Below are 10,297 nucleotides of genomic sequence, written 5' to 3' on the forward strand. Positions count from 1 at the left end.
ATATTGTGCGTTTGGTTAATTGGTGGCAGGGAGTTCCATTTGCAGCTACCCGATGTTCTCGTTTTGCTGCTCTTGGGCCGACCGGTTGACCTATGTCTAAACAAATATTAATTTCGCCAGCGGTATCAATTTTGGGGGAAGTTGAGGGTTTTGTTCCCTGCCCCGGTGCCCTTGCAGTGGTCGAATTAAATTCGCCGCGAGTCGCACCGGCAAATTGGGGGGCTAGGGGGACGGAAATATACCTAGAAATCTGCCTTGCCATGTAAATTCTTTCAGATCGGAACATCCAAACAAGCAATCTCCAAACAACACAATTATGGTTCAAGCTAAACCTAATCCAAAATCACTAAAGCTCTCTCCTTCACAGTCAGAGCAGATTATTCAATTCCACCACCCAGAAAAGTACCGCACCTCAGAGTGGTACACCGGTCATGGAGAAATCGCTGCTAGTGGAGACGGTCGCTCTTTTGAAATCTCTGCTACCTATGCGCTAAAGGCAACAGTTAAATTAGTAGACGGAGTTTTCAACCCTGCTAATCCCACTTTGGCGGAGGTTTACAGTCGTCGCGGTCGTTGTGTGGCAATTGTGGATCAGACCGTAGATGAGCTTTACGGAGCCTCAATTCGCCGCTACTTCGAGGAGTATGAAATTCCTCTTAACTTGCAGCCCTGCCGCGCTTGGGAATCTGACAAAACTCCCGAAACCGTCCACCGCTTGCTGAAATTTTTAGGTAAAGATGGCTGCGACGTTTCCCGCAACGAACCCGTACTAGTGGTAGGTGGCGGTGTTCTCAGTGATGTAGCCGGACTTGCCTGCGCCCTGCAGCACCGACGCACTCCTTATATTATGGTCGGAACTACGGTTGTGGCTGCTATTGATGCTGGTCCGTCGCCCCGCACTTGCACTAACGGTGCCCAATTCAAGAACAGCATTGGCTCCTATCATCCTCCAGTAATGACTTTGGTAGACCGCAGTTTCTTCCGTACTTTGGCGACAGGTCACGTCCGCAACGGTATGGCAGAAATTATTAAAATGGCAGTCACCGATGATCCGGTTCTGTTTGAGTTAATGGAACAATACGGTCCGCGCTTAGTAGAGACTCACTTTGCGACCCTAGATGGCGATGAGAAACTCGCAGCGATCGCTGATACAGTCATCTATCGGGCATTGTTTTCCTACATGAAGCATGAAGGAACAAATATGTTCGAGACTTACCAAGACCGTCCCCACGCTTATGGTCACACCTGGAGTCCTCGCTTTGAACCTGCTGCCAAATTGATGCATGGTCATTCTGTCACTATTGGCATGGCGTTCGGCGCGACTTTAGCTGCAGAAATGGGCTGGGTCAAACCAGAAGAACGCGATCGCATTATCGCTTTGTGTCGCTCTCTGGGTCTGTCTGTTTACCACCCCATCCTAGAAGATATTGACCTGATGCTTGAAGGTCAGAAAAATATGCGGCGCAAGCGAGGAGAAGGGGGTTTATGGGCTCCATTGCCAACAGGGATTGGTTCCTGTGATTACGCTCAAGAAGTATCGTCAGGATTGCTACAACTAGCCATTGACAAGCATAAGGAATTATGTTCTTCTTTTCCTGATGATGGAAAAGGCACAGAAATGTACCTCAGCGACCTCGGCCTTGAATAAAAGGAGTAAAAATGACTAACCTATTACAAAGTCCCCCAACTCCAAGGCCCGTAACTCCCTTAGGAATTTTAGTGCAACAGCTGGAAGGAATCGTGGAGATGGCCGAACAGGAGAAAGTGCCCGCTTCTCTGATGGCGTCTCTCCAACAAGCACTAGCCCTAGCCGCTGGCATCGATCCTTACCTTGAAGAATGTGCGACTCCAGAGTCTCCTGCCCTAGCGGCCTTAGCCCAGAAAACGGCAAGAGAAGATTGGAGCAAGCTTTTCTCAGATGAAGAAACCGTGCGCCAGTTGGAGCAAGAGATGCTCTCTGGGCATATTGAAGGACAAACCCTCAAGTTGTTTGTCTACATGACTAAGGCAAAGCGCATCCTAGAAGTCGGGATGTTTACTGGATATTCCGCTCTAGCCATGGCAGAAGCCTTGCCTGAAGATGGGGACTTGGTTGCCTGTGAAGTCGATCAATATGTCGCCGACTTTGCCCGTGCTTGCTTTGAAGCATCTCCTCACGGCAGCAAAATTAAAGTGGAAGTCGCTCCAGCTTTGGAAACCCTAGAAAAGTTGGCAGATGCCCAGGAATCCTTCGATTTGGTATTTATTGATGCTGATAAGAAGGAGTATGTCGATTATTTAAAGGTCTTGCTAGACAGGGATGTATTGACTCCTGGTGGCTTTATCTGTGTGGATAATACCCTGCTTCAGGGACAACCTTATTTACCCCCAGAGCAACAGACTGCCAATGGAAGTGCGATCGCTAAATTTAACCAGTTTGTAGCGGATGACCCCCGAGTAGAACAAGTGTTACTACCGTTGCGAGATGGTTTAACTATCATCCGACGCACCTAGATAAATTACGATCAGACAATAAACAAAAGGCAATGAACAGCTCCATTGCCTTGTTCTTCCCCTAGTAAATAATGATTGCTTTACTAAAAAATATCGGCACCTTAACCTTACTGTTAATTGCCTTACCTCTAAATGCCACTCTCGTCTTTATTTCCCTAGTAATCAATTGGATAACTTCCCCATTTCGCAGAGGACGAATACCTGTTGAAGGTTCCAAAAACATCTTGATTACCGGGGGCAAAATGACCAAAGCCCTGCAACTGGCTCGCTCTTTTCATAAGTCTGGGCACAATGTCTTTTTAGTTGAAACTCATAAATATTGGCTATCTGGTCACCGATTTTCTAATGCGGTTAAAGGGTTTTATACCGTGCCAGCACCAGAAAAATATCCCAATGGTTATTCCCAAGCCTTACTAAAAATTGTTCAAAAAGAAAACATTGATGCCTTCATTCCCGTATCTAGCCCAGTAGCGAGCTATTATGATTCTGTCGCTGGAACGTTACTCTCCCCCTACTGCGAAGTCATCCACTTTTCTCCTGACATCACCCAGATGTTAGACGACAAATTTACATTGTGCGAGCAAGCCCGTTGTTTGGGATTATCAGCACCAAAGTCTTTCCTAATTACCGATCCACAACAAATTCTAGATTTTGACTTCAAAGCAGATGGGAGTCGGTATATTCTCAAAAGCATTCAGTATGATTCAGTTTCTCGCTTGGATATGACCAAGTTTCCCTTTGAAGGAATGGAAGATTATGTCAAAAATCTTCCTATTACAAAGGAAAACCCTTGGACAATGCAAGAGTTTATTACCGGTCAGGAGTATTGCACCCACAGTACAGTCCGCAAGGGAAAAATTAGACTTCACTGCTGTTCCCCATCGTCTCCTTTCCAAGTTAATTATCAGCATCTTGATAAGCCTGAGATATATGCATGGGTAGAGAAATTTGTCAAGGAATTAAATTTGACAGGACAAATTTCCTTTGACTTCATTCAAACCGAAGACGGCACCGTCTATCCCATTGAATGTAATCCTCGCACCCATTCTGCTATCACCATGTTTTACAATCATCCAGGATTAGCAGATGCTTACCTAAAAGATAGTGATGAGGAAAATCAAGCACCGATTGTGCCCCGCCCTGACAGTAAACCAACTTACTGGCTCTATCATGAAATTTGGCGGCTGACTGAGATCAGATCATGGTCAGCTTTACAAGGGTGGATTCAAAAGATTGTCAAGGGTACAGATGCCATTTTTCAAGTCAACGATCCCTTACCCTTCTTAACCGTACCCCATTGGCAAATTACTTTACTCTTATTAGAGAATTTACGGAAACTAAAAGGCTGGGTAAGGATTGATTTTAATATTGGTAAATTGGTAGAATTGGGTGGGGATTAAATAGCGTTCGGCTTAAGATTCGCCCTATCAAAAAAGTTAAGCAATATATGTTACCAATTAACAACACTTCGGACAGGGAATCTACCCTCAATTATCCCACCATCGGTATCATAGGTTGCGGCAATATTGGAGGGCGACAAGCTGCTAATTTTCTAGCCCATGGTTACTCGGTCTATGTCTACGACATCAATTAGGATTACACTGGCTATTCCGCTGCCTAAATTGATATTAATAATCATTACATATATTAATCATTACATATATTTAAGCTCACCCCTTGATAGCCTAGTTGCGTTGCTTATTCCAGCTTTTAGCGCTGTAGAAGGTTGAGCGATTTTCTGAGAACGTATTCAATTGTGGACTTTGGTAAATTTCCTAGTCATTTTATTCGGAATGTATTTGACGCTCTCTAGTATATCTGCTATTAAACCTGCAATTGAATCTGCTAATAACTGAGTTTAAATAGTAAATATATAAAATAAAATTATTTATTATGAACTTGATTAAAACTATTCTGAGTTTTGCTTAATATGAGATGAAAGTAGGGTTTTTATCAGATGAATAAAAAACCGTTAAAACTAATTTAAAAAAACTACCTTTAGTTATTCACATCGTTGCTCAAAAAAATTTGGGGTAATGCAGTCATTATTTATGCCTGAAAGGAGCAAACCTCAAAATATTAGTATAAAGGTTGAGTAGTCATTTACATGAGTCTCCGATTATCAGCTATTTATATACAGTATTTATTTAAAAAAATATCGACAACAACAGCATCAAAATAAACTATTGATTTAAATTTTTACTATCCATTCAATAGCTACAGGTGTTAGGGTTTATACTATCATATATGCTTTTAATAAAAATAGATAAATAAAGAAACATGAATGCTCAAGGTAAATTGTCAAAAATACAGTACCTATCTTCATTTCCAATAGATTCTTTTGCTGCATTAATTGGTAGCATAATATGTCTTTCTTTTTCACCAATTTTTATTCGTTTGAGTGAACTGGAAATGGGACCAAATGCTACGGCATTTAATCGTTTTTGGATTGCGGCTGTTGCCTTTGGACTACTGAATAACTTGTTAAATGTGGGTCACCAAAAGCAGGAAACTGAACCAGAACTAAATAAAAATAATCTGGGCTCAGAAAAAAGGCTACTGATTGCAGATGGTTTGCTTTTAGCGATGGCTTTGATAGCTTGGACTTGGTCTTTAACTCAGACGAGTGTTGCCAACTCTAGCATCATGCATAATATGGCTCCCATATTTACTATATTAGGAGGGTGGCTAGCTTTTGGTCAGCTCTTTGACCGTCGATTTATCGTGGGTATGTTTGTTGCAATCGCGGGAGTAACTTTACTAGAAGTAAATGATCTGTTATCATTGAGTATTGGTCAACAGCTACTAGGGGATTTAGCAGCTTTACTCTCAGCAGTATTTTTTGGGGTACACCCATTAATCGCAGAGCAACTTCGCACTAAGTTTAACTCTGTGACGATTATGACTTGGTCTTCGACAACCAGTTTTCTGTTGCTATTTCCTGTTGCTGCAATCACCGAAGAGCAACTTTTTCCGAGTTCCGTAACTGGGTGGTTTTCAGTAATTGCCCTAGCATTCGTTGGTCAAATGCTGGGTGTAGGACTTTGGACTTATTGCCTCAAAAAGTTATCTTCAGGGTTTGCTAGCCTAGTGGGGTTGATTGTTCCTGTTCTCAGTTCCCTCGAAGGTTGGACAATTTTCTCAGAACCTCTTAGTTTTTTGACTTTAGTCAGTTTTGTGGTAATCTTAGTGGGAATGTATTTGGCTATTTCTAGCAGATCGGCTATTAAATCTCCCCTTGAATCTACTAATAGTTAAATTTCACTACTGCATCTATCAAAATTTGATATTAGAAACATCGAAGTATTAACATTAAACACTTGTGGTGCCATATAATCAAATGAGCAGAGATTTAGTCAATAGGATTAACCATTCCTAGCAATCGCTCATTAACCCCTAAACAAACATAATGGCTAAACAAGTTGGGATTGCACTCACGTTTATCATGTTCCTGCTGTTATTTACAGCAGTGGGCATTTACTCGGCAACCCGCAAACAAAATACCACCACCGATTATTTACTGGCTAGTCGCAATGTCAACCCTTGGCTGACAGCACTATCAGCAATGGCAACTGGTCAAAGTGGTTTATTATTCATCGGTCAAGTAGGTTTTGCCTATAAAATAGGCATTTCCTCCCTCTGGCTGACCATTGGTTGGGCAATTGGGGACTATCTTGCTTGGTATTTTATTTTCAAACGGTTGAGACAGCTCTCTGAGGAAACTGCTTCAGATACTGTCTCTTCCTTTCTAAGTCAAAATATGAAAGGCTCCCGTTTGATTGCCATTATCTCTGCTATAATAACTATTATCTTTCTAGGTTCCTACGCCGCAGCCCAACTGGTAGCAGGAAGCAAAGCACTCAATGCTGTGTTCGGATGGAACTATAATTTAGGCATCATTATAGGAGCAGTAATTGTCGTTATCTACTGCTTTTCTGGAGGAATTCGCGCCTCAATTTGGACCGATGCTCTACAAGCAACAATCATGATCGGTTCCTTGTTACTGTTGTTAGTGGTGGCGGTTGCCAGTTGTGGTGGAACCGGGCAACTGTGGCAATCTTTGGCAGGCATTGATCCAGCTTTAATCAACTGGAATTCTTCTCAGCAACCGTGGGGATTTGCGCCTTTCTTTATTGGTTGGATAGTAGCTGGTTTTGGTGTGGTGGGACAACCCCACATTATGGTGCGCGCTATGGCGATTGACTCAGCCGACAACATTGCTTTTGCCAGAAATCTTAAAGCTGCTTTGGGGTTAGTAACCTCGATCTCGGCTATGGGTATTGGCTTAACAGGGCGAGTGCTGATGCCAGATTTGTTGGCTTCCGGGGATCCAGAATTGGCACTTCCTTACCTATCGTTGAAATTGTTACCAGTGGTTTTAGTGGGATTGATGCTCGCTGGGCTGTTTTCTGCCACTATGTCCACAGCAGATTCTCAAATACTCTCTTGTTCAGCTGCCCTAACCCAAGATATTTTTCCGGCTGCAGCTAAATCTTACCAATTCGCAAAAGTAGGAACCCTAACTGTAACAGCAGTAGTTTTGGCGATCGCCCTACTTGGAAATAACAATGTCTTTGCTTTAGTAACTTTTTCTTGGTCGGCTCTGGCTTCAGGTTTGGGTCCTTTATTAATCTTGAGAGTTTGGCAGCGACCAGTCAATCTTACCACAGCGATCGCAATGATGGGAATTGGGATTGCTACAGCTTTGATTTGGAATTTAGGACTTGATTTGTCCAGTGCTATTTATGAAGTGCTTCCAGGTATGGCTGCAGGAATGGCAGTCTATGGAATTGCTCAGTTTTTGAAACATCCTAAATGATTCCGTTTTTAGTTGTTTAGTTTAGTTCTTTATAAGAGGAGATTAGTTATGTCAGTACTTCGCATTCTTCATTTAGTTGGGTCTGCAGACAATGACTTTTACTGCGATTTGTCACGGCTATACGCCCAAGACTGTATTGCCGCAACGGCGAATCCTTCTCTCTACGAATTTCATATTGCCTACATCACCCCCGATCGCCAGTGGCGGTTTCCCTCATCCCTCAGTAAGGAAGACATCGCCGCAGCAAAACCCATGTCTCTCTCCGAGGCGATAAAGTACATAACAGCACAAACTATTGACCTAGTGCTGCCACAAATGTTTTGCATCCCTGGCATGACTGAATACCGTGCCCTATTGGACTTGCTTAATATTCCCTATGTGGGCAATACCCCAGATTTGATGGCACTAACTGCCCATAAAGCCAGAGCTAAGGCGATTGTGGCAGCGGCAGGAGTTAAAGTACCTTTTGGAGAACTACTTCGCCAGGGAGACATTCCAACCATTAAGCCGCCAGTAGTGATCAAACCTGCTAGTTCTGACAATTCTTGCGGAGTAGCTTTAGTCAAAGATGTCGCTGACTATGACGCTGCGATCAAAACAGCGTTTGAACATTCAGATGAGGTTTTAGTGGAAGAGTACATCGAACTAGGTCGGGAAGTTAGATGTGGAATCGTTGTCAAGGAGGGCGAGTTAGTGGGTTTACCCCTGGAAGAGTATCTGGTGAATTCCCATGACCACCCGATTCGCAACTATGAGGATAAACTAAAACGAACAGAAGATGGCAACTTGAGTTTGACTGCTAAGGATGGTGTTAAGGCTTGGATGCTAGACCCTAGTGACCCTGTAACCAAGCCAGTTCAGGAAGTAGCCAAGAGGTGTCATCAGGCGTTGGGCTGTCGCCACTACAGTCTTTTTGACTTCCGTATCGACCCACAAGGGCAACCTTGGTTTCTAGAAGCAGGGTTGTATTGTTCTTTTTCTCCTAAAAGTGTGATTGCTTCTATGGCGAAAGCATCGGGCATATCTGTAAATGAGTTGTTGATGACAGCGATTGATGAAACGTTAATTGATAAGGCTGCGTGTAGGGAATAGGGAACTTCGGATCAGGGAATAGTCTGAGGCGGGGGCGCGGCAGGTTTGGGGAAATGGGGATAATATGGGAAGTGTGGCAGGTGTGGCAGGTGTGGCAGGTGTGGGAAGATGGGGAGTCAGATTAGCAACTAGCTCCCCAAGACAGTGCTGCCTAGGTATTCCCTAGTCCCTAGTCCCTAGGGCGTGTTTTCAAAGTTTTCCGCAAGATTATGATCCCCCCCAGCCCCCCTTAAAAAAGGGGGGAGCCATACTCGCTCGTCCCCCTTTTTTAAGGGAAACGGGGGATCTCCGAGGCAAGAAAACACGCCCTAGTCCCTAGTCCCTATTCCCATTAACCCAGAACGAGGTACCTCAGCCAATTGAGAACTGCTATTATGAGTAAGTAACGTTTAAGTTTTCCGTAACAAGAGTGCCACTCCCCAGTTAGCGATCGCATGTAGTCTTGGTCATGGCATCATACCACCATCAGCATAGTTATCTAAATCTAAATTGTTATCTAAATTACTGGCCTCAGCCCATTCCTGATCAGGGTATTTACTTGTGAGACACCGATTGAGGTTAGGGAACAGTTAGTAAAAATATTCCATCTGCTACCAAATCCTTCAATGATGTGGTAAGATAGAGACATGGCATTAGTACCACGACCTAAGGCGGTCGAACTTACCGGACTCTCCAAAAATACTCTCAGAAAGTACGCAGATAATGGCACCATCCAATCCGAAAGGACACCAAGCGGAAACAGGCTCTTTGATACGCAAAGCCTGCTCAGTCTTGGGAAGCGGCAATCAAAACAGCCAGCCACTATCTGCTACTGCCGAGTCAGTAGTACAAAGCAAAGAGACGACCTCGCTAGACAAGTTGCCTATATGCACTCCCTCTTCCCCAGCGCCGAAATCATCAAAGATATCGGCTCAGGTCTCAACTACAAAAGAAAAGGGCTTAGAGCCATACTGGAACGGCTTATGCAAGGAGACCAGCTCACAATTGTTGTTGCCTGTAGAGACAGACTCACCCGATTCGGGTTTGAACTCTTTGAGTACTTGGTCAGTATCAACGGTGGAAAACTCTTGGTTCTCGACAACCCTGAAAGTTGCCCCTCCTCAGAGCTTACCGCCGATCGCGAAGGGTGACCAAAGGTCAATCTTCTCTCAATCATTCACGTCTTCTCTTGTAGAGTCCACGGACTCAGAAAGTACGGGACAAAAATCAAAGAAGATCCGACTGTTCCTAAACGCTGACCAACGCTTAACTATTAGAAGGTGGTTTGGAGTTTCCCGTTATGTGTTCAACAAAACCGTCAAAATCCTTGAAAATGGCGAAATTAAAGCAAATTGGAAAGCCATTAAGACTGGTATCCTGAACGATCTTCCTGAATGGTGCTTGGCAGTACCTTATCAAATCAAATCTATAGCGATAAAGGATGCCTGTACCGCTGTCAGAGAGGCCAAGAAAAAATACAAAAAATTGGGACAAATTAATCGGGTTAGATTCCGTTCTAGGAAAAATCCTGTTCAGTCTTGCTACATTCCTAAATCGGCTGTTTCTGTAAAAGGAATTTACCACACAAAGTTAGGTGCATTGACCTTTGCTGAGACACTTCCTGGCAACATTTGTGATTGTAGATTGACTAGCACTAACGGGAACTATTACCTAGTAGTCCCTTACAAAACAGCCCACATTAAAACCGAAAACCAAGGTAGGGTTGTAGCGTTAGACCCTGGTGTTAGAACTTTTTTGACATTTTTTAGCCAGACTTCCGTTGGCAAAATAGGACATGGTGACTTTTCTGGGATTCAGCGTCTATGTCAACACTTAGATAATCTGATTTCAAAGATCAGTAAGGCTAAGGGAAAACAAAAATACCGAATGAGAAAAGCCGCCAGAAGGATGGTG

10 protein-coding genes and 1 pseudogene are annotated in these 10,297 nt (G+C 43.6%); 9 read left to right on the forward strand and 2 right to left on the reverse strand.

Features of this window, described 5'->3' with window-relative positions; all coding sequences use genetic code 11:
* Positions 1-286 (reverse strand): hypothetical protein (locus F6K53_RS33990; RefSeq protein ID WP_293083730.1); only part of this gene is annotated, 286 nt, incomplete at its 3' end.
* Positions 287-316: 30 nt separating this feature from the next.
* Between F6K53_RS33990 and F6K53_RS33995 the strand changes: the two genes are divergently transcribed.
* The 7 genes from F6K53_RS33995 (at position 317) to F6K53_RS34025 (ending at position 8,404) form a co-directional block, all read left to right on the forward strand.
* Positions 317-1,648, forward strand: coding sequence for a sedoheptulose 7-phosphate cyclase (locus F6K53_RS33995; RefSeq protein ID WP_293083733.1), 1,332 nt, complete (start codon positions 317-319; stop codon positions 1,646-1,648).
* An 11-nt stretch (positions 1,649-1,659) separates the two neighbouring features.
* A complete protein-coding gene (locus F6K53_RS34000) occupies positions 1,660-2,493 on the forward strand; it encodes a class I SAM-dependent methyltransferase (protein ID WP_293037136.1) in 834 nt (277 codons plus the stop codon).
* Between the two features lie 71 nt (positions 2,494-2,564).
* Positions 2,565-3,893 carry an ATP-grasp enzyme gene (locus tag F6K53_RS34005; RefSeq protein WP_293037133.1) on the forward strand — a complete coding sequence of 443 codons (1,329 nt, stop codon included), beginning with the start codon at positions 2,565-2,567 and terminating at the stop codon, positions 3,891-3,893.
* A 47-nt stretch (positions 3,894-3,940) separates the two neighbouring features.
* Positions 3,941-4,087 (forward strand): NAD(P)-binding domain-containing protein, encoded by a 147-nt coding sequence (locus F6K53_RS34010; protein WP_293072168.1) that lies wholly within the window; start codon positions 3,941-3,943, stop codon positions 4,085-4,087.
* Between the two features lie 686 nt (positions 4,088-4,773).
* A complete protein-coding gene (locus F6K53_RS34015; protein WP_293072167.1) occupies positions 4,774-5,751 on the forward strand; it encodes a DMT family transporter in 978 nt (325 codons plus the stop codon).
* Positions 5,752-5,902: 151 nt separating this feature from the next.
* Positions 5,903-7,312 (forward strand): sodium/proline symporter, encoded by a 1,410-nt coding sequence (locus F6K53_RS34020; protein WP_293072166.1) that lies wholly within the window; start codon positions 5,903-5,905, stop codon positions 7,310-7,312.
* Positions 7,313-7,360: 48 nt separating this feature from the next.
* Entirely contained in the window at positions 7,361-8,404 is a 1,044-nt protein-coding gene (locus F6K53_RS34025; protein WP_293083736.1) for a D-alanine--D-alanine ligase, read from the forward strand.
* A 496-nt stretch (positions 8,405-8,900) separates the two neighbouring features.
* On the opposite strand, the gene F6K53_RS34030 is transcribed toward F6K53_RS34025, so the two are convergent.
* Complete coding sequence (locus tag F6K53_RS34030; RefSeq protein WP_293083739.1) at positions 8,901-9,116, reverse strand: hypothetical protein; 216 nt, start codon at positions 9,114-9,116, stop codon at positions 8,901-8,903.
* Here F6K53_RS34030 and F6K53_RS34035 point away from each other — a divergent pair.
* Positions 9,031-9,534, forward strand: a complete 504-nt coding sequence (locus tag F6K53_RS34035; protein ID WP_293071329.1) for an IS607 family transposase — start codon at positions 9,031-9,033, stop codon at positions 9,532-9,534. The two genes, F6K53_RS34030 and F6K53_RS34035, sit on opposite strands and share 86 nt — an antisense overlap.
* A gap of 91 nt (positions 9,535-9,625) precedes the next feature.
* A pseudogene (locus F6K53_RS34040) lies at positions 9,626-10,297 on the forward strand (RNA-guided endonuclease TnpB family protein); the annotation flags it as partial.

It is taken from the genome of Moorena sp. SIO4A1 (assembly GCF_010672065.1).
Taxonomy (GTDB): domain Bacteria; phylum Cyanobacteriota; class Cyanobacteriia; order Cyanobacteriales; family Coleofasciculaceae; genus Moorena.

Bases quoted from the DNA above. Each gene is read 5' to 3' on its own strand.
- F6K53_RS33995 (WP_293083733.1), top strand. From the start codon at position 317: ATGGTTCAAGCTAAACCTAATCCAAAATCACTAAAGCTCTCTCCTTCA.
- F6K53_RS34000 (WP_293037136.1), top strand. From the start codon at position 1,660: ATGACTAACCTATTACAAAGTCCCCCAACTCCAAGGCCCGTAACTCCC.
- F6K53_RS34005 (WP_293037133.1), top strand. From the start codon at position 2,565: ATGATTGCTTTACTAAAAAATATCGGCACCTTAACCTTACTGTTAATT.
- F6K53_RS34010 (WP_293072168.1), top strand. From the start codon at position 3,941: ATGTTACCAATTAACAACACTTCGGACAGGGAATCTACCCTCAATTAT.
- F6K53_RS34015 (WP_293072167.1), top strand. From the start codon at position 4,774: ATGAATGCTCAAGGTAAATTGTCAAAAATACAGTACCTATCTTCATTT.
- F6K53_RS34020 (WP_293072166.1), top strand. From the start codon at position 5,903: ATGGCTAAACAAGTTGGGATTGCACTCACGTTTATCATGTTCCTGCTG.
- F6K53_RS34025 (WP_293083736.1), top strand. From the start codon at position 7,361: ATGTCAGTACTTCGCATTCTTCATTTAGTTGGGTCTGCAGACAATGAC.
- F6K53_RS34035 (WP_293071329.1), top strand. From the start codon at position 9,031: ATGGCATTAGTACCACGACCTAAGGCGGTCGAACTTACCGGACTCTCC.
- F6K53_RS34030 (WP_293083739.1), bottom strand. From the start codon at position 9,116: ATGGTGCCATTATCTGCGTACTTTCTGAGAGTATTTTTGGAGAGTCCG.